The following is a 20951-nucleotide window of genomic DNA, read 5'->3' as shown; positions in this document are numbered from 1 at the left end:
TAATTTGGAGATACTAATAAGTCTTATAGGAGGACTAGGACTTTTTTTATATGGTATGACATTAATGGGTAATGGACTTCAAAAAGCAGCTGGGGAAAAACTAAAGAAAATAGTAGAGCTTTTAACAAGTAATGTTTTACTTGGAGTATTAGTTGGAGCAGGAGTAACTGCGATAATACAAAGCTCTAGTGCTACTACTGTTATGGTAGTTGGTTTTGTAAATGCAGGTATAATGACGTTATCTCAAGCTATAGGAGTTATAATGGGAGCAAATATAGGTACAACTATAACTGCTCAATTAGTAAGTTTTAATTTAGAGGGGCTTGCTCCTATAACTTTAGGTATAGGTATAGCACTTTATCTATTTTCATCAAAAAGTAAAACTAAAAATATAGCAGAGATATTGCTTGGATTTGGTATATTATTTACGGGTATGGAGTTTATGAAAGATGCTGTCAGCCCTCTTGCTGAATATAAAGGATTCACAGATGCACTTGTTAATTTTGGTCATAGACCACTACTTGGTGTACTGTTAGGTCTTATAATAACAGGAGTAGTTCAAAGTTCAAGTGCATCAATGGGGATGCTTATAGCATTAGCATCACAAGGAATTATACCACTTCAATCTGCACTTCCTATACTTTATGGAGATAATATAGGTACTTGTGTTACATCATTATTGTCTAGTATAGGTGCTAACAAAAATGCAAAAAGAGCAGCAATTATGCATTTATTATTTAATATTTTGGGTACACTAATGTTTTTATTAATATTAAACAAGCCAATAGTTGCAGTAGTAACAAGAATTAATCCAACAGATGTAGCAAGACAAATAGCAAATGCACATACATTATTTAATATAGTAACAGTTATAATACTTTTACCATTTTCTAAGTATATTGTAAAATTAGCTATGAAGATAGTTCCTCAAACTGAAGAAGAAAAGGAAGTTAAAACTTATTTAGATGAGCGAATGTTAGAAACACCATCAATAGCATTTGCAAATACATTAAAAGAAACTAATAAAATGGCTAAAGTAACAAATATATGCTTAAATTCATCTATGAGTGCATTTTTAAATAAATCTAAAAAAGATGTAGAAGAAACATTTAAAATTGAAAAAGATATAAATGATTATCAAAGAAATATATTAAACTATTTATTAAAATTGTCTAAGACATCTTTAACTGGTAACTCAGTAGAAGAGGTAGATAATTTATTTAACACTATAAATGATTTGGAAAGAATAGGAGATCATTCTGAAAATATAGCTGAACTTGCTGAGATAGCAATTGATAAAGATGTAAGCATATCCAATGATGGTCAAAAAGAAATTGAAGAAATGTTTGAAAAAGTCAAAAAAAATTATGAAGATGCTTTAATTCTTATAAATAAAAAAGACAAAAAAATAGCTGAAAGAATAATTAAAACAGAAGAAGAAGTAGACAATATAGAAAAATCAATAAGAGCAAATCATATATACAGATTAAACAATAATACATGTGAGATAGACTCTGGGATATTATATCTAGATTTAGTATCAAACTTAGAAAGAATTTCAGATCATTGCTCAAATATAGCTATAAGAGTATTAAATTATTAGCACACTAAATAAGTGTGCTTTTTTACTTATTAATGTAATATATTTACTTGAAAGTTGTGGATAATCTATGAATTAAAGTTATAGTAACATATTTAGAAAAAGTAAAGATATCCGCATATACAGTAGCTCAAAAATAATTTTTAAGCAACGAACGAAGTCGTTGGAGACATGAGCGAAGCGAATTTTTTATGTATATATATAAATATCAACTTAAAAAACTTATAAATTTTGGCTACATATAAATATCTAAAAAAGCATAAAACTTAATAATAGATAAACAGAAAATATGGGGGATTTAACATGAATAGATTATTTTCATTAGGTATAGATATTGGCTCAACTACAGTCAAAGTTGTGGTATTTGATGATGATAATAATATTGTATATAAAAATTATAAAAGACATTTGTCAAGTATAAAAAATACAGTTTTAGATACATTATTAGACGTGCAAAGTATACTAGAAGGTAGAGAAATAACTGTAGCAATAACAGGGTCATGTGGAATCGATATGGCTAAGAGACTAAAAATAGATTTTATACAGGAAGTAATAGCATCTACAGAAGCTATAAAGTATTTTTATCCAGAAACTGATGTGGTTATTGAATTGGGAGGAGAAGATGCAAAGGTAACTTATTTAACAGATGGAATAGATCAAAGGATGAATGGTATATGTGCAGGAGGAACAGGTGCATTTATAGACCAAATGGCATATCTTTTACAGACCGACTCTAGTGGATTAAATGAACTTGCAAAAAATTATGATACGATTTACAAGATAGCATCAAGATGTGGTGTATTTGCAAAAACAGATATACAACCTCTTTTAAATGATGGAGCTAAAAAAGAAAACATTGCAATGAGTATATTTAATGCAGTTGCTATACAAACTGTTAGTGCATTAGCTTGTGGGAGAGAGATAAAAGGTAAGGTTGCTTTTTTAGGAGGACCATTATATTTTTTATCAGAACTAAGATATGCTTTTAAGAGGGTGTTAAATTTAGATGAAGAAGATATAATATTTCCTAAGGATGCCCAACTTTATGTATGTATGGGAGCTAGTTTAATATCAAAAAAAGGTAGCAAAGTTAACCTTGAATCATTGATAGATAAAATTAAGAATTTGGATAAAGAAGGTATAAATAAAATAAGTAAATTAGAGCCACTATTTAAAGATAAAAATGAATATGAAATATTTTTAAAAAGGCATAACAAAAAAGATATAGGATATAAAGATATAGAAAAAGTAGTAGGGAATTGTTATTTAGGTATAGACGCAGGGTCAACTACAACAAAAGTAGTTTTAATAGATGAAGAAAAAAATATATTATATAGTCACTATAGTAGTAATAATGGAAGACCTTTAGATACAGTCAAAGAAGTTTTAATTGATATATATAGCAAATTACCTAAAAAAGCTAATATATGTTACTCAACAGTAACAGGTTATGGTGAAGGTCTTATAAAGAAGGCATTAGGTATAGATTTTGGGGAAATAGAAACTATAGCACATTATAAAGGAGCAAAGTATTTTAATGATAAAGTTGACTTCATATTAGATATAGGTGGGCAAGATATGAAGTGTTTAAAAATTAAAGATGGTGTAATTGATAATATAATATTAAATGAAGCATGCTCATCTGGATGTGGTTCATTTTTAGAAAATTTTTCAGAATCATTGTCTATAGACATAAAAGAATTCGCAAAAATAGGAACATTATCTAAATTACCAGTAGATTTAGGTTCAAGATGTACTGTATTTATGAATTCAAAGGTAAAGCAAGCACAAAAAGAAGGTGCTAGCATAGCAGACATATCAGCTGGTCTTTCCTATTCCATAATAAAAAACGCATTATATAAGGTTATTAAAGAAAATAATTTTGATAATTTAGGGAGTAATATAGTTGTCCAAGGAGGTACATTTAATAATGACTCAGTACTTAGAAGTTTTGAAAAGATAATAAACAAAGAGGTAATAAGACCATCTATAGCTGGGTTAATGGGGGCTTTTGGATGTGCTTTAATATCAATGGATATGCATAATGGTAGCAATAAAAGCACCTTACTTAATTTAGACAAAGTAAAAAACATAGAAGTTAGTTCAAAAACTTCAAGATGTGGTGGATGCTCAAATAATTGTTTATTAACAATAAATAAATTTTATGATGAATTATTCATATCAGGAAATAGATGCGAGAGGGGAGAAGCTTTATATAATGATAATAAAATAAAAGAAAATAAGATAAATCTTTATAAATATAAATATAATCGAATATTTAACTACAAGCCATTAGAAAAATCTAAAGCATTTAGAGGTGAAATAGGTATTCCAAGAGTATTAAATATATATGAAAACTATCCATTTTGGCATACTTTTTTTACAAATATGGGATTTAGAGTAGTTTTATCTAAACGTTCATCAAAAGATTTATATGAAAAAGGAATATCATCTATAACATCAGACACAATTTGCTACCCAGCTAAGATGGTACATGGGCACATAAAAGATTTAATAGAAAAAGATATAAAATATATTTTTTATCCTTGTGTAGTTAATGAAAAAAAAGAAGATGAACGATGTGACAACAACTATAATTGCCCAATAGTTATATCTTACTCAGAAGTTATAAAAAATAATATAGATGAAATAAAAAATATAAATTATATTAATCCTTTTATAAGTCTAAATAATCGTGAGAAACTTATTAAAAACTTATATGAAGAACTATTTAAGTACTTTAATATATCTAAGACTGAGGTAGAAAAGTCTCTAGATAAGGCATATATAGAACAAGAGAGATACAGAAAAGATATAGAAATTGAGGGAGAAAAAGCCTTAAAAGAGATTTATGATAAAAATGAAAAAGGTATAGTTTTATGTGGAAGGCCATACCATATAGATCCGGAGATAAATCATGGAATACCAGAACTTATAAACTCTTTAGGAATAAATGTATTAAGTGAAGATTCTATATGTCACTTATCTAAAATAAATAAATCACTTAGAGTAGTTGATCAGTGGGTATATCACCATAGAATGTATAAAGCAGCAAGTTTTGTAAAAGAAAGTTCTAATTTAGAACTTGTTCAACTAAATTCATTTGGATGTGGTATAGATGCTATTACAATAGATCAAGTCAAAGAAATCTTAAATGAGAAATCTAAAATTCATACAGTTATAAAAATTGATGAGGGAAATAATCTAGGTGCAGCTAAGATAAGGATAAGGTCATTAAAAGCTGCAATAGAAGAAAGAAAAAATAATAAATATATAGAAAATGATCATATCGAATATAAAAAAGGTAGAATAAATAAAAAACATACTATATTAGTACCTCAAATGTCACCTATACATTTTCAATTTTTTAAAGAAACAGTAAATTTAAGTGGGTATAATTTGGTTATTTTAGAAAATATAAAAAGAGAAATAATAGATGAAGGATTAAAATATGTAAGTAACGATGCATGTTACCCTGCAATAATAGTTATAGGTCAAATTATAGAAGCGTTAAAAACTGGTAAGTATGACTTAAATAATACTTCTGTAGCTATAACACAAACTGGTGGAGGATGTAGAGCTACTAATTATATAGGATTTTTAAGAAAAGCCCTTTATGATTCTGGATACAAAGATATACCTGTAATATCCTTAAGTGTAAATGGAATAGAGAAAAACGGATTATCAAAACATATTACACTTAGTATGGCTAATAGATTGTTAATGTCTTGTATATATGGAGATTTATTGATGAAAGTTTTATATAGAACAAGACCTTATGAAAAATATATAAACAGTGCTAATAAATTGTATAATAAATGGGTTTGCATATGCAAAGAATCATTAAAAAAAGCTAGTATATTAGAGTTTAAGAGAAATATAAAAAGTATAATATATGATTTTGATAATTTAGAGTTAATAGATACAAAAAAGCCTAAGGTTGGATTGGTAGGAGAAATATTAGTAAAATTTCACCCTCTTGCAAACAATTATTTAGTTGATATTATAGAATCTGAAGGTGGAGAAGCAGTAGTACCTGAGCTATCTAACTTTTTACTTAGTTGTTGTTTAAATGCAGAATATAAATTTAAATATTTAGAGGGAAAATGGATAAATAAAGAATTAGGAAATTTATTTATAAATACAATGAATATTTATCAAAGCACTTATAATAAAGAATTAATGAAAAGCAAAAGGTTTATTCCTCCAAAAAATATAAGAACTATATCTAAGTATACTGAAAATGTAATATCATTAGGAAATCAAACAGGAGAAGGTTGGTTATTGACAGGAGAAATGTTAGAGTTATTAGAAGATGATATTAAAAATATTATATGCATGCAACCTTTTGGGTGCCTTCCAAATCATATAACAGGAAAAGGTCAAATAAAGAAAATAAAAGAAATGTATAAAGATGCAAATATAATAGCTATTGATTATGATTCATCAGCAAGTGAAATAAATCAAATAAATAGAATTAAATTAATGTTATCAACAGCATTAAAAAATAATTTTTAAAGTATGAATTAAGCCCCTTAAAATAGATAGAATGTAAAGTTATTAGATAACACTACTTTAAGGGGAATCTTTATGTAAGGAAATAATTCAAATATGTGTTTAAAAGAAGAGATTGAAAATGCTATAATATTATATAAAATCAATTTAAGTTAAAATGAAAAAGATAATTAGTATAATAGATAGTTATATACATTGATATAACAACGATTAATTTAAATCTTAGCTAAAGTTTATTATTTATGATATAATCAAGAAGTACTGCATGGAAGGAGGAAAACATTATGAAAGAAATAAACAGTGCTATATCTTCAGAATACTTAAGATACAAAATAGATGAAGATATAATCATATATCAAGGTAGATTTTGTATTTATTTAGATAAAAAATATAAATGTAGCGGAATAGTGTATTATAAAATGACTCCTCCAGTATCTATAAACTTTAAAGCACAAATACTTTCTGCATATGATGAAGATATAGACTTAGATTTAGATTATGATAATGCAATACTTGAAATTTATGGATATAAGCCAATTTCGATAAGTATAAATTCGATAAATGATTTTAATATAGAAGGATATACAAATGATAGCTATATAAAGTCAAAAAATGCATATGTAGATTATATAGATTTTCATATAATAAACTTAGATAAATTTCCGGGAACACTTATAAAACACGTGGATAAGTTGTTCGCAGGTAGAATTCAATTTGAAATTAATGACTTTGTAGTTACAATAGATAAAAGGTATGATTATAGAAAAGAATTAAATGAAAAACTAAAATCTAAATCTGGTAGTATAATAACTCATATAGGGAGAGTTCAAAGAAAAGATAAAAAACAATTTAAAACTAATAATATAATAGATTTTTTAGATAGGATATCAATAGCACTTAGCTTTATGTGTGGAAGGCATATTGGAATATGCTTAGCTAAAGGGTATCAAGGAAATAACAATGTCTATAGGTTATGGAGAGAAAACATAGTAACTCCATTTAAGTTTGTACCAACTTGGACAGATACTATATCAAATCACCATAATATAGAAAAGTATATGTCTTTAATGTGCAAAAAACTAGAAGATGGATATTGTGGACAAGTTATAAAAAATGTAATAGATTGGTATATAGAATCATTAGGTGAGATAACAATAGAAAATAATATAATATCAATTCAAATTGCATTAGAAGCACTATCTTATATGATACTTGTAGAGCAAGAACAAATACTTAATGATGATGAATTTGACTTAAATAGTGCAGCTAAAAATATAAAAATGGTACTAGATATATGTAAAATCCCATATGGAATGGAAGAATTAGATCTATTTGATGATTGGACTAAAACAAGATTTGATGATGGGGTAGATCTAGTAATATACTTTAGAAATAAAATAGTGCATCCAAGCAGAAGAGATAATAGAGCAAATCTTAGTGTTGAGGATATGTGGAATATAATACAAATAGGGACAAAGTATTTAGAACTAATAGTATTATCTTTTATAGGATATAAAGGAGAATTTTCTAATAGACTAAATGAAAGATGGTTTGGGGAAGTAGAAGTAGTTCCATGGAATAAGTTTGATTAAAAGTATAGCTGTTGGGTAAATATAAAATAAAATGTTAACTAAAAGGGTGAGACAAATGATAAAATTATATGGATATTCAAAATGATCGACTGTAAGAAAAGCCAAGGCTTGGCTTAAGGAAAATAACTTAGAATTTGAGGATATTGAAATAGTTAAAAATCCTCCAACTAAAGAAGAATTAAAAAAAATGTATGAACTAAGTGGATATGAATTAAAAAAATTCTTTAATACTAGTGGTGTAAAATATAGAGAGCTAGGGCTTAAAGATGTAGTTAAAACTGAGAATGATGATAAATTACTAGATATATTATCTAGCGATGGAATGCTTATAAAAAGGCCTATAGCATTTGATGGAAAACATGTTGTGGTAGGTTTTAAAGAAGAGGAATGGAAAGAAAAATTACTATAAAACAAAAGCTGTGTTGTATAATTTATAACACGGCTTTTTGTATTAAAAATAATGTCAAATTATATACCTAAATCATATAATGTATAGGGCTATTTACTATAGCTTAAGTACTATAAAAGGAGAATTAATTATGGTAAAAAAGGTATATATAGATCCAGGTCATGGTGGAAATGATAGTGGAGCTATTGGTATTAATAATCTATATGAAAAAAATATAAATATAGAAGTATCTAAAAAGGTAGAGAAATTATTAAAGAAACAAGGAATAGAAGTAAGGTTAAGTAGGTCTGAAGATAAAACAATATCTTTAGAAGATAGAGTTAGTGATGCAAATAGTTGGGGTGCAGACTGTTTTGTATCTATTCATTGTAATTCATTTAATGGCACAGCTAACGGTATAGAGACGTACTCTCATACATCATCAACTAAGGATTTAGCAAATTATATACATGAAGAATTGCTAAAAAACAAAGCATATACTAAAAATAGAGGAGTAAAGACTGCTAATTTTTATGTAATAAGAAATACTAATATGAGAGCATGTCTTATAGAGCTTGCTTTTATAGATAATCAGGAAGATTACAAAATTCTTACTCAAAAGCAAGAAGCATTAGCAGATGGGATAGCAAGAGGCATATGTAGATATTTAAATATAACGTATACTCCAGTTGACAATGATGTTAATAAACCTATAACACCTATAGATAATAGGGATACTTTATATAGGGTAGTATGTGGCTCATATAATAATAGATTGAATGCTGAAAAAAGAATAGAAGAGTTAAAAGAAAAAGGATTTAATGATGCTTTTATAGTTATATACAAGAAGGAATAAGTAATAGATTAATTAATAAAATCCCAGAGAAATATTACTCTGGGATAAATTAATTATATTCTAGTTTTCTTTTACATATATTTTAGGAATATATATAGTTAAATTATCTAAATTAATAATACTTTCGTAAATTACTTTAGCATTAAGTTTCATGTCGCTATTTTGTAACTCTAAAGAAAGTATAGTGTTATTATAGTTACATATATCTAATGTTTTTTTATCCTCTTTAAATTTTAACTTTATGTTTTTGTTACATCTAAGAAAATTTTGTAAGATGTCATAATAATTCATAATAGTCATCCCTCCCCCTTTACTATTTTAATATTACAATAAATATATAAAAAACTCAATTTTAAAGTAAAGAGAAATTAAAGTTTGCTTTATATTATAACATTATATATAATTAATTTATTAAATAAGGGAGAGGTGTATTTGTGGAATTAAATGATAAGCTAGAAAAATTAAAAAATATATTAGCTAAATTAGACAATGTAGCTATAGCTTATTCTGGAGGAGTAGATAGTAATTTTTTACTTAAAGTAGCTAAAGATGTATTAGGTGAAAAAGTAGTGGCTATAACTTTAAATGCTATGATGCATAGTGAAAAGGAAATAAACGAAGCAAAAAAGTACGCAAATGAATTTGGTGTTAAGCACCTAGTTATAGATATAGATAATTTAGAATTAGATGAGTTTATCGAAAATAAAAAAGATAGATGCTATCATTGTAAAAAATATGTGTTTAATACTATTAAAAAGATAGCAAAAGATAATAATATAGAGTATGTACTAGATGGAACAAATATAGATGATTTAGGTGATTATAGGCCAGGGCTAAAAGCACTAGAGGAATTAAATATTATAAGTCCATTAAAAGAGTGCAATTTAACTAAAAAAGATATAAGAGTATTATCGAAAGAAATGGGACTAAAAACATATAATAAGCCGGCTTTTGCATGTCTTGCAACTAGAGTCCCATACAATACAAGAATTACTAAAGAACTTCTTACAAAAATAGAAATGAGCGAGCAATATTTAGCAGATTTAGGATTTAATCAGTTTAGAGTAAGAATACATGAAAATATTGCTAGAATTGAAGTTGGATTTGATGAGATAGATAAGTTTTTTATTAAAGAAGTACTTAAAAACACTAGTAATAAATTTAAAGAATTTGGATTTGAATATGTTACCCTAGATATGAATGGATATGAAATGGGTAGTATGAATAAAGATATAAGCAACTAAGGAGGACGTATGAAAAGTTATACATTAGTATCACCATGCTTTTTTGGTATGGAAAAAATGCTAGCAAGAGAAATAAAAGAACTAGGTTTTGAAATAGTAAAAACAGAAGATGGTAGAGTAACTTATAAAACTGGAGAAGATGGTATCGCTAAAGCTAATATGTGGTTAAGATGTGCAGAAAGAGTACACCTTAAAATTGCTGAATTTGAAGCTAAAACTTTTGACGAATTATTTGAAAATACTAAGAGAATAGATTGGTCAAGATACATTCCTTATGAAGCTGAATTTCCAGTATCAAAAGCATCATCTATAAAGTCAAAGTTATATAGTACTACACATATACAATCAATAGTAAAAAAAGCTATAGTAGATAGTTTAAAAGCTAAGTATATGGAAAGAGGACTACTAAAAGAATGTAAAGAAAAATATCCTATATATGTATTTATACATAAAGATATAGTAACTCTTTACATAGATACAACAGGAGATGCTCTTCATAAAAGAGGATATAGAGAAAGAGCTAACAAAGCACCTATAAGAGAAACTTTAGCTGCTGGTATAGTTGATTTAACACCTTGGAAACCAGGTAGAATATTGGTTGATCCTATGTGTGGTTCGGGGACTATGCTTATAGAAGCAGCTATGAAAGCTATAAATATGGCACCAGGTATGAATCGTGAGTTTATATCTGAAAAGTGGAGAACTATAGATAAAAAAATATGGTGGGATGTTAGAAAAGATGCCTATGAGAAAATAAATGAAGATGTAGATTTTAAAATATATGGATATGATATAGATGAAGAAACTATAGAAATAGCTAAAGAAAATGCAGAAATAGCTGGAGTTGATAAATATATAGAATTTAATGTTTTAGATGCAACTAAATTTAAAAGTGATGAAGAGTATGGGTTTATAATAACAAATCCACCTTATGGAGAAAGACTTGAAGACAAAGAAAGTGTCCAAATGCTATATAGAAATTTAGGAAAGGCCTTCTTTAGACTTAGAAATTGGTCATATTATTTAATAACTTCTTATGATGAATTTGAAAAAGAGTTTGGAAAACAAGCTGATAAAAAGAGAAAGTTATACAATGGAATGTTAAAAACAAACTTATATCAATATATAGGTCCAAAACCACCTAGAAAATAGTAATATTTAACCCTCTAATATACTATATATAATATAAAGAGTATTTTAGGGGGTGTATTTATGTTTAGAGTTAATAGTAAAAATCGAAAAAAATCACCTAAAGAAAAAACAATTAAGGCACCTAAATATGAAGAGGATTTAAATGAAGTCATACTTAATGATTTCCTTACTGAAGAAAGAAAAAATAATGATGAGTTAGAAAAAGATGTTAAGTCAAAAAAATCAAATAAGTTAAAGGTAAATTTAGGCCTAGGAAGCAAAAAATCTAAACCAAAAAACTCTAAGAAACATCAAGAAGAAAAAGATTTAGCACAGGTAGAGGAAAAAAATAGTAAACAAGTAGAAGAAAAGAGCAAAAATAGCAATAATCCTAGCAAAAAGAGTAAAAATCAAAAAAGTAATAAGTCAGCAACTAAGAAACCTTCTAAAAATAATAAGATAAAACCAAAAGAAGAAGTTAGCCATAAAAAAGTCAAAAGTAAAAAGTCTTCAAATCAAAAAGGAAAAAAAGTAAAACCTTTAAGTGATGAAAGTAATATATATGTAGATGAAAATCAACTTAGTAATGAAATTAATTCTGACGGATATTATGAAATTGAAGCAGATGATTCAGTAGGATTTAGAACTATACAAGAAGAGCCATCTAATGAAGATAATGTAGTGGAAAGTGAAGAAAGCAGCAATAAATTTGAAAATATAGTTTGGTCAGAAGAAAAGTTTCCAAAAAAATAAAGCTGTTAAAATCATATATAAATAAAAAAAAATAAATAGTGATAAAATAAAAAAGCTTAGTTATTCTAAGCTTTTTTTATATATTAAGGTATTATAAAGATGTTTGCCAACACGTTGCTTAGGCGAAGTGAATTTTTTATTTAAAAAATAAGGAGAAAAAATATGACTAGTAAAGAGATATTTAATAAGGTAGATGAAATATTACTTAAAAGTAATAAACCTTCTAAAGATATAAGAAGGTTAATTGAAAATGGAGAATTTGATAAAGAGCCATTTGAAATGATAAAAAATTTAGAGAAGGTAGAACAAAATCTAAAATATCATCCAGAAGGAAATGTATTAAATCATATACTATTAGTAGTTGATAAAGCTAGTGAAGTAAAAAAACTTTCAGAAAATGAAAGAGTATTTATGTGGTCAGCTTTACTTCATGATCTAGGAAAACTTACAACGACAAAAATTAGAAGGGGCAAAATAACATCCTATAATCATGATATAGAAGGAGAAAAAATTGGTAAAAATTTTTTAGATATGGTAAGTAATGACAAAAAATTTAATGAAAGTGTATCTAAAATGATAAGATATCACATGCAACCATTATTTTATGATAAAAATCTTCCTTTTTTTAATCCACAAAATATGATAAATGATGTAAAATATAAAGAGATAGCATTATTATCTTTTTGTGATAGATTAGGAAGAGGAAATTTAAGTTTAGAGACTATAAATAATGAAAAGGAAAGAATAGAAAAGTTTAAACAATATTTTAAAACATACAAAGGATAGGAGGTTTTAGATGAAATTTTTTAAGTTATTAATTGGGGCTAGCTTAATTGTATTTTTAACAACTGGATGTAGTATAACTTCAGAATCTCCTGAAGAGCTTATTAAAGATAAGCCTTTATATAATCAAAATGAATCAGATTTATATAAAGGTATAAAAAAATTACTAACAAAACAAACATCTTTGTTACAGCCAAACAATTCAAAAGAAGCAGCAAAAATAAATGAGGTAGATTTAGATAATGATGGAGAAAAGGAATTAGTAGTATTTCAAAAGAAAGAAAGCCAAGATGATAAAAAAGATGAAGTAGGATTTATTGTATTAACTAAGAATCCTGATGGTACATATACAAATAAAGAAAAAGCTTATTCACTTCAAGAAGGTGAAGAAATACAATATGCTAATTTTTATGATTTAAATAATGATGGAAAAAAAGAAATAGTACTTCTTATAAAATCAGAGGGAAAAACTAATATGTATATATATAATTTTATTGATGATGAAGTAAAAAAAGTATACACATTAGATCCTACATGGTTAGAAGATAGTAAAAATCTTTTAGATATGAAAGTAAAAATTGGATATATTGATGGAGATGATAAGTTAGATATATTAATGCTACATTTTAATCAAAAGACTAATAAAGCATATGCAAGTTTAGCTAACTTTGATAAAGGCCTTAAGCTTGTTAACTATGTTGAGTTTGATAATATAAAAAGTCTGAATAATTCATATATAACATTAGGCACTATATCAACTGAAAATAAAAAGGGTAAAACAATTGAACATAAAGGCATAGTACTTGATATGCCTATACTTAAAAATGATAACTATATAACACAGATATTGTACTTAAAAGATGGTAAATTAAAAAAAGCATTTAAAGATGACGATAAAAGTATAATGAAGCCATACTACATACCAGTAGAGGATATAAACAATGATAAGGTTATAGATATACCTATAGTAAATGGAAGTGGAAATATATATACTTCAAAAACCTCAGCAACTATAAGCTGGTATAGATGGAATGGAAAAGAAAATCTAGAAGATTCATCATTATTATTTACAATTCAGATATATTATAATTATCAATATAAATTTAGCCTTTTAATACCTAATGAACTAGTAAACAAGTTCTATATAGAACAAGATTATCAAGAGCAAAGTAGTGATGTATTATTTAAATTCTATTATTATGATATACTAGAAACAAAACCTAAAGAATTATTTACAATAGCTGTTGTTAATAAAAATATAATTGATGAAAATAAAAAGAATGTCAATCAATCGTCAATAACACTTGGTGAAAATAACGATTATACTTTTACATTATATATAAACAACTTAGAACAATTAAAAAAATTAAAAATAAATGAAGAGGCATTGAAAGAGTATTTCTCACTTATATATTAATTATTGGGAGGTTTAATATGAAGGAAAAAATATTAATATTAGAAGATGAAATAGGAATAAGAAGTTTTGTTAGTATAAACCTAAAAAGGGAAGGATATGAAATAATAGAAGCAGGAACAGGACAAGAAGCATTAGAAAAAATAAGCAAAGAACCAGATATAAAGCTAGCTCTTTTAGATGTTATGCTTCCAGATATAAGTGGTATAGAAGTATGTAAGTTTATTAGACAAAACTTTGATCAGGTAGGTGTAATAATGCTTACAGCTAAAGCGCAGGAAGATGATAAAATCGAAGGATTTATATCAGGTGCAGATGATTACATGGTGAAGCCTTTTAGTATAAAAGAACTATTAGTAAGAGTATCAGCACTTTTAAGAAGAGTTAAAAAAGACGAAAATTTATCAAAGGGAAATGAGATAGTATCAGATTCATTTGTATTAAATTTAGATAAAAGAAAATTATTCAAAGATAATGAAGAAATAGAACTTACACCTACTGAATTTTCAATAGTTAAATACTTAATGAAAAATTCAAATCAATCATTAAGTAGAGATCAAATACTTAATGAAGTGTGGGGAACTAATTATTTATATGATTTTAAAATTGTAGATGTAAACATAAGAAGAATAAGAAATAAAATAGAAGAAGACCCATCTAAGCCTAAATATATACAAACAGTTTGGGGTTATGGATACTGTTTTAGAAAGGAAGAATGATATTGTTACATTTTGAAGGCTTAAGAAAGAAGATAATAAAAAATTATTTTACCATAATAATTATAACTGTTATATTATTTGAAGGTCTTTTTATGTTTTATGTACAAAACTACTATTATGATTATGTAAGTCAAATTTTAAAAAGTGAAGCAAATAATATAAATAGACAATATAATAATAACATAGTAAATGAAGCTGATAGCTTTGAAAATAAAGTAAATGCTATACTACAAAAAGAAAACAAAATAAATGCTATATTACAAAAAGAGCACTCAAGTAGTGATTCAAAATTTGCTATTTCAATTATAGATAAAAACTCAAAGATGATTATAGATCAATATGGATTTAAAACTAACGTAGATGTAAATGGAGAAGATATAAGTAGAGCTTTAAAAGATGAGAATAATTTGACTCCATATGTATATAAAATTCCTGAAACGGGGGAGCATGTTATGAGTATATCTGTTCCTCTTAAGACTAACAATATAATAGAAGGTGTAGTAAGATATACTATTTCTTTAGAAGAGATAGATTCAACTATATTTAGAGTAATACTTGGATTAGTATTAGCAGGAATTTGCATATTGCTAATAGCGATATCTTTAAGTCTTAGATTTGCAGAAACTCTTATACAGCCTCTTAGAGAATTAAAACAATTTGCAAATGAACTAGCACATGGAAACTACAGTATAAAACTTAAAAATGTTAATATATCAGATGATGAAATAGGTGATTTAGCAGAAACTTTCATACATATGGCAGAGGAAATAGACAAAAGTGAAAAGTTAAAAGAAGAATTTATATCATCTATATCTCATGAACTTAGAACTCCTCTTACATCTATAAAAGGATGGAGTGAGACACTTTCTTATGAAGGTATAGGCAAAGAAGAGTTAGATCTAGGTTTAGGTATTATACAAGATGAAACAGAAAGACTTATAAAGTTAGTTACAGAATTACTTGATTTTTCTCGCCTTGCATCTGATAGAATAAAATTAAAAATAGATTTAGTAGATATAAGGAAATTATCAGTAGGTGTTGTTAATCAGTTGAAAGTTAAATCCAGTGAAAAAAATATAGATTTATCTGTAGAATTTATAGGAGATTATTTTGAACCTATACAAGGAGATAAAGATAGACTAAGACAAGTTTTAATAAATTTAATACAAAATTCTATCAAGTTTACAGATAACAATGGATTTGTAAAGCTTATAGTATCTCAAAATGAGGAGTATACAACAATAAAAGTTACCGATAATGGTTGTGGTATAGAAACAGAAAATTTAGATAAAGTACTAGATAAATTCTTCCAAGAAGATTATAACAAAGCAGGTAGTGGTTTAGGGCTTGCAATAAGTAATGAAATTGTAAAACTTCATGGTGGGTATATGAATCTAGATAGTGAAAAAGGTGTTGGAACAACTATGACGATAGTTGTAAAAAATAAACTTTTAGAATCTATAGATTATTAAATAGTATTAAATATCATAAAAATAGGATATACTTAGATAAAGTATATCCTATTTTTATATAATTAAGGATTATAAATTAATGAAAAGAGGAACAAAATGAGAAATATAAAAATGACAATAAAATATGATGGCTCAAGATATAAGGGGTTTCAAAGATTAAAAGATAATGATATGACAATACAAGGAAAGATAGAAGATGTTCTTAGTAAAATGACTAACGAACATATAGAAATAATAGGATCTGGAAGAACTGATATGGGAGTTCATGCAAGAGGACAGGTTGCTAATTTTAAGACAAATTCTGAGTTAAGTTTAAAAAAAATGCAAGATTATCTATATAATTATCTACCGGAAGATATAGTTATAACTGAACTAGAAGAAGTTGAAGAAAGATTTCATAGTAGATATAATGTTAAGTCAAAAACTTATTTATATAAAATAGATAATAATAAATATCATGACCCATTTACTAGAAGATATACTACTCATATAGAAAAAAAACTAAATATAGATTTAATGAGAGAGGCAAGTGAATATTTAGTTGGGGAGCATGATTTTACTAGTTTTGCTTCTTCTAAATCTAAGAAAAAATCAAATGTTAGAGAAATACATTCAATAGTAATAAATGAAAATAATAATATGATTGATATATATGTTCAAGGTAATGGATTTTTATATAATATGGTAAGGATAATAGCGGGAGCATTAATAGATGTTGGGTCTAAAAGAAAAACTCCACAAGACATAAAAATAATGCTAGAAAATAAAGACAGATCTAAATCATCTGATACGGCACCAGCTAAAGGACTTTGCTTATATAAAGTTACATATTAATACTAAAATAGATGGGAGAAATCCCATCTATTAGAATATATGATTTAAGTCAAACTGTTCATTTTCTATTATATTATGTAATGCATTTTTTATTCTTTGTATCTGTTCAAGTGACATACCTTTATCTTTAGCACAAATAGAACCTTGAAGAATATCTAAATATAAAGATACTTCTCCAAAATACTCATGATTAAATACTTTATACCAAGAATCCTTACTTTCATTAAAGCTTGTGTCATATTCATCTAAAGCTTTTTTAGCACTATCCCAATCACCATCCTTTATATGAAGTTCTATTGATTCAGCTTTTTCAGTGTATAATTTAGCAAAATCATCAAATTTATCAAGAGAATAAAAACTAAATAATAAAAATAAAACTGTCCAAATAAGTGAACATATTAAAGCCTTCAATAAATTTCACCTCATATCTATCAATTTATCTTGTTTGTATAAATACCTTATCATTTTCATCAATACTTAATAATAAGATATCTTTTTTATTTTTTATATTTTTTTTACTTAATATTTCATATAGCCATTTTTTATCTTTTCCAATAATTCTAAGATTTTTATCTATAATATAACCATCTATTATAAGAGACATAGGAAGATGTTCAAAGCATTTTGTAGGGATATCTTTGTATGATGGTGAAGGTAATATACTTAAATTGCCATCTGTTTCAAGTATTGCATATTGAACATCACAAACCTTAAAATACCCTTCAATTCTAAGTTGTTCAAGAAGTTCATCTATTGTAACTCTTTGTTTTTCTAATTCCTTATAATCTATTTTGCCTTTATTTATTAAAATAGATGGAGCCCCGCATAAAAAAGTTCTAACTTTTCTATTTTTTAAAGTTATATAAGAAACAACTATTTGAATAAGCGTAAGGCCTGTAACAGAAGCTATACCATTAATTAAAGGTATATTATTGTTTTCCATAGGCAATGCAGCAACTTCTGCTATTAAAAGAGTTATTACTAAATCAAATGTATTCATTTCTGCTATTTCGCCTTTTCCCATAATTCTCAAAGATATTAAAACAACCATATAAAGTAAAATACTTCTTACCAATACTAACACCATAATTATTTTCCTTTCACATTATATGATAAGTTATTTTACCCTTATTTATAAATTATGATACATAAAACTTAAATTTAATATCTTTAAAATAATTTATAAATTTGATATAATATGGTTTAGTAAATTTGTTTGAAAATAAATAAATATTAATATAAATGTGTAGTTTATTTAAAATTACTGAGGAGATGAAATAGATGAGCAAAAGAAAACAAATAGAAGTTCCTATAGAAAAAATAAAAGAACAAGATAAGTTTATAGATGCAATAAAAGAACAAAACACTAGATATTATGCAATACATCAAGCAAAACCTAGATATTTGATACAAACATTTGGATGTCAAATGAATGAACATGATTCTGAAAAACTATGTGCTATGCTTGAAGCTATGGGGTATGAAAAAGGATTGACTGCTGGAGAATGTGATTTAATAATATACAATACTTGTGCGGTTAGAGAAAATGCAGAATTAAAGGTATATGGTAATTTAGGTCAGTTAAAAGGTCAAAAAAGAAAAAATCCTAATTTAAAAATAGCAGTTTGTGGATGTATGATGCAACAACCTCATGTTGTTAAAGAATTAAAGTCAAAATATAGACATGTTGATTTAGTATTTGGAACACATAATCTATACAAATTCCCTGAATTATTAGTTAAGTCAATGGATGAAAATACTATGTTAGTTGATGTATGGGATGTTGATGGTGAAGTTGTAGAAGGTTTAAGAAGCAATAGAAAATTTGAACTTAAAGCTTTTGTAAATATAATGTATGGTTGCAATAACTTCTGTACTTACTGTATAGTACCATACACTAGAGGTAGAGAAAGAAGTAGAAAGCCTGAAGATATAATATCTGAAATAAAAGAATTGGTAGCTAATGGGACAAAAGAGGTTACATTACTTGGGCAAAATGTTGATTCATATGGAAAAACACTAGAAGAACCAATAAGCTTTGATAAGTTGCTTAGAATGGTAAATGAAATAGAGGGAATAGAAAGAATCAGATTTATGACTTCTCATCCTAAAGATATATCTGATGAAGTTATATATGCTATAAGAGATTGTGACAAAGTATGTGAATTTTTACACTTACCAGTTCAATGTGGAAGTTCAACTTTACTTAAAAAGATGAATAGACACTATACTAAGGAATATTATTTAGAAATTATAGAAAAAGCTAAAAAAGAAATACCAGATATAGCATTTTCTACTGATTTAATGATAGGATTCCCAGGTGAAACAGAAGAAGATGTATTAGATACTATAGATGTAGTTGAAAAAGTAAGATATGACTCAGCATTTACATTTATATATTCAAAGAGAGAAGGAACTCCAGCAGCTAAGATGGAAGATCAAATACCAGAAGATGTAAAACACGAAAGATTTAATAGAGTACTAGACAAAGTTAATGAAATAGTTGCTCAAATAAATAAAAGTTATGTAGGTAAAACTGTTGAAGTTTTAGTTGAAGGAAAAAGTAAAACTGATGATAATAAGTTTACAGGAAGAACAAGACAAAATAAGTTAGTAAACTTTGAAGCTAAAGAGGATGAAGATTTAATAGGAAAGTTAGTAATGGTTGATATAACTAGTGCTACTAACTTCTCATTAGTAGGAAAAATAAAATAAATAAAAAAGGTATCTCTTGTGTAATTTCAAGAGATACCTTTTTATTTAAAATATAGAATATTAACTAGATGTATATAAGAATTAATAAAATTTTTAATTATTAAGGAAGTAATTAACACTTCTAATTAGATATTATAGATAAAAAGTTTTCTAGTATTTTTGCTGTTATACCCCAAATTGTATAATTTTTATAAGAATAAAATAAAACAGAATAATTACCTGTATCAAATTTATAATTTTCTTTATTAGGAATTTTATCAAATGGAAAATCTGAACTTGGTATAGTTTTAACATCGCTATTATAAATATTTGGTACACTTTCTAGTAAATATGATATAGGAACTAAGAATATGTGATCTACCTCAGAAGTATTTATACTAAAATTATCTATATCATTTATATATCCTAAAAATGGATGTATTATTAAGTTTGATGGAGTAACTAGTAAATCTAATTCACAAATAATATCAATATTATTATAAGTTGTTCCAAGCTCTTCACATGTCTCCCTTATAGCCGTATCTATAGGTAATTCCCCAAGCTCTATTTTACCACCAGGGAAACATATTTCATTAGGTTGTGTTTTTAAATTTTTAGATCTAACTTCAAATAAGATATAGTGCTTATTATCTTTTTTTACTATTGGAATTAACACAGATGCTTTTTTCATATTTTCATGTCCGTTTATATATGCCTTATAGTTTTTAAATTTTTCTTTAAAATTGTAAATCATAAAGTCCTCCTTGTTAATGTCATAATACTATTATAATATGAATTATAAAAAATTATAGCAAAATACAATTTAAATAATAGCTAATTAGTAAAATAATAGAAACATCAACTAAAAATATATGCTTATATAAGCTAGTTAATTTTTAAATTTAAAAACTAACTATAAGATAAAATTCATGTTATAATTATATATGACTTTAAAC

At 26.2% G+C, this 20951-nt stretch carries 17 protein-coding genes and 1 pseudogene; 14 read left to right on the top strand and 4 right to left on the bottom strand.

From position 1 onward, the window contains the following. The first annotated feature begins 4 nt into the window (after positions 1-4). The 5 genes and pseudogenes from I1959_RS10010 to I1959_RS09990 all read left to right on the top strand — a co-directional run bounded on the left by I1959_RS10010 (position 5) and on the right by I1959_RS09990 (position 8951). Positions 5-1603 (top strand): Na/Pi cotransporter family protein, encoded by a 1599-nt coding sequence (locus tag I1959_RS10010; RefSeq protein ID WP_166505571.1) that lies wholly within the window; start codon positions 5-7, stop codon positions 1601-1603. Between the two features lie 300 nt (positions 1604-1903). Next, on the top strand, positions 1904-6118 hold the full coding sequence (locus I1959_RS10005; protein WP_195238184.1) for a 2-hydroxyacyl-CoA dehydratase: 4215 nt from the start codon (positions 1904-1906) through the stop codon (positions 6116-6118). A 281-nt stretch (positions 6119-6399) separates the two neighbouring features. Then, positions 6400-7707, top strand: a complete 1308-nt coding sequence (locus I1959_RS10000) for a hypothetical protein (protein WP_092925391.1) — start codon at positions 6400-6402, stop codon at positions 7705-7707. 97 nt (positions 7708-7804) lie between these two features. Further along, a pseudogene (locus I1959_RS09995) lies at positions 7805-8116 on the top strand (Spx/MgsR family RNA polymerase-binding regulatory protein); the annotation flags it as partial. 130 nt (positions 8117-8246) lie between these two features. After that, complete coding sequence (locus tag I1959_RS09990) at positions 8247-8951, top strand: N-acetylmuramoyl-L-alanine amidase (protein WP_195238183.1); 705 nt, start codon at positions 8247-8249, stop codon at positions 8949-8951. Positions 8952-9011: 60 nt separating this feature from the next. Here the strand turns inward: I1959_RS09990 and I1959_RS09985 are convergent, their stop codons facing one another. Next, positions 9012-9242 (bottom strand): hypothetical protein, encoded by a 231-nt coding sequence (locus I1959_RS09985; RefSeq protein WP_166505568.1) that lies wholly within the window; start codon positions 9240-9242, stop codon positions 9012-9014. Positions 9243-9385: 143 nt separating this feature from the next. Between I1959_RS09985 and larE the strand changes: the two genes are divergently transcribed. The 8 genes from larE (at position 9386) to truA (ending at position 17301) form a co-directional block, all read left to right on the top strand. Next, positions 9386-10195, top strand: coding sequence for an ATP-dependent sacrificial sulfur transferase LarE (gene larE / locus I1959_RS09980; protein WP_195238182.1), 810 nt, complete (start codon positions 9386-9388; stop codon positions 10193-10195). A 9-nt stretch (positions 10196-10204) separates the two neighbouring features. Further along, the gene (locus I1959_RS09975; protein ID WP_092925400.1) at positions 10205-11347 is read left to right on the top strand and encodes a THUMP domain-containing class I SAM-dependent RNA methyltransferase; all 1143 of its coding nucleotides are present in this window, start codon (positions 10205-10207) and stop codon (positions 11345-11347) included. Between the two features lie 60 nt (positions 11348-11407). Then, a complete protein-coding gene (locus I1959_RS09970) occupies positions 11408-12079 on the top strand; it encodes a hypothetical protein (RefSeq protein ID WP_195238174.1) in 672 nt (223 codons plus the stop codon). Between the two features lie 162 nt (positions 12080-12241). Then, complete coding sequence (locus I1959_RS09965) at positions 12242-12865, top strand: HDIG domain-containing metalloprotein (RefSeq protein ID WP_166505565.1); 624 nt, start codon at positions 12242-12244, stop codon at positions 12863-12865. Between the two features lie 10 nt (positions 12866-12875). Next, on the top strand, positions 12876-14279 hold the full coding sequence (locus I1959_RS09960) for an FG-GAP repeat domain-containing protein (RefSeq protein ID WP_195238172.1): 1404 nt from the start codon (positions 12876-12878) through the stop codon (positions 14277-14279). Positions 14280-14296: 17 nt separating this feature from the next. Continuing rightward, entirely contained in the window at positions 14297-14995 is a 699-nt protein-coding gene (walR, locus tag I1959_RS09955) for a cell wall metabolism DNA-binding response regulator WalR (protein ID WP_092925408.1), read from the top strand. A gap of 2 nt (positions 14996-14997) precedes the next feature. Then, entirely contained in the window at positions 14998-16467 is a 1470-nt protein-coding gene (locus I1959_RS09950) for a sensor histidine kinase (RefSeq protein ID WP_092925410.1), read from the top strand. 96 nt (positions 16468-16563) lie between these two features. Further along, complete coding sequence (truA, locus tag I1959_RS09945) at positions 16564-17301, top strand: tRNA pseudouridine(38-40) synthase TruA (RefSeq protein WP_092925412.1); 738 nt, start codon at positions 16564-16566, stop codon at positions 17299-17301. 30 nt (positions 17302-17331) lie between these two features. On the opposite strand, the gene I1959_RS09940 is transcribed toward truA, so the two are convergent. Then, a complete protein-coding gene (locus I1959_RS09940; RefSeq protein ID WP_092925414.1) occupies positions 17332-17712 on the bottom strand; it encodes a DUF4363 family protein in 381 nt (126 codons plus the stop codon). 25 nt (positions 17713-17737) lie between these two features. Beyond that, complete coding sequence (locus I1959_RS09935) at positions 17738-18388, bottom strand: DUF421 domain-containing protein (RefSeq protein WP_092925416.1); 651 nt, start codon at positions 18386-18388, stop codon at positions 17738-17740. A gap of 194 nt (positions 18389-18582) precedes the next feature. Between I1959_RS09935 and miaB the strand changes: the two genes are divergently transcribed. Next, complete coding sequence (miaB, locus tag I1959_RS09930) at positions 18583-20016, top strand: tRNA (N6-isopentenyl adenosine(37)-C2)-methylthiotransferase MiaB (protein WP_092925418.1); 1434 nt, start codon at positions 18583-18585, stop codon at positions 20014-20016. A 121-nt stretch (positions 20017-20137) separates the two neighbouring features. Here the strand turns inward: miaB and I1959_RS09925 are convergent, their stop codons facing one another. After that, the gene (locus I1959_RS09925; RefSeq protein ID WP_166505561.1) at positions 20138-20749 is read right to left on the bottom strand and encodes an NUDIX hydrolase; all 612 of its coding nucleotides are present in this window, start codon (positions 20747-20749) and stop codon (positions 20138-20140) included. Between the last annotated feature and the right edge of the window lie 202 nt (positions 20750-20951).

The organism is Romboutsia sp. 1001285H_161024_C4 (assembly GCF_015550185.1).
Lineage (GTDB): Bacteria > Bacillota > Clostridia > Peptostreptococcales > Peptostreptococcaceae > Romboutsia_C > Romboutsia_C hominis.
Note: the sequence above shows the minus strand (reverse complement) of the source record. Positions and strands in the feature narration are given on the sequence as shown.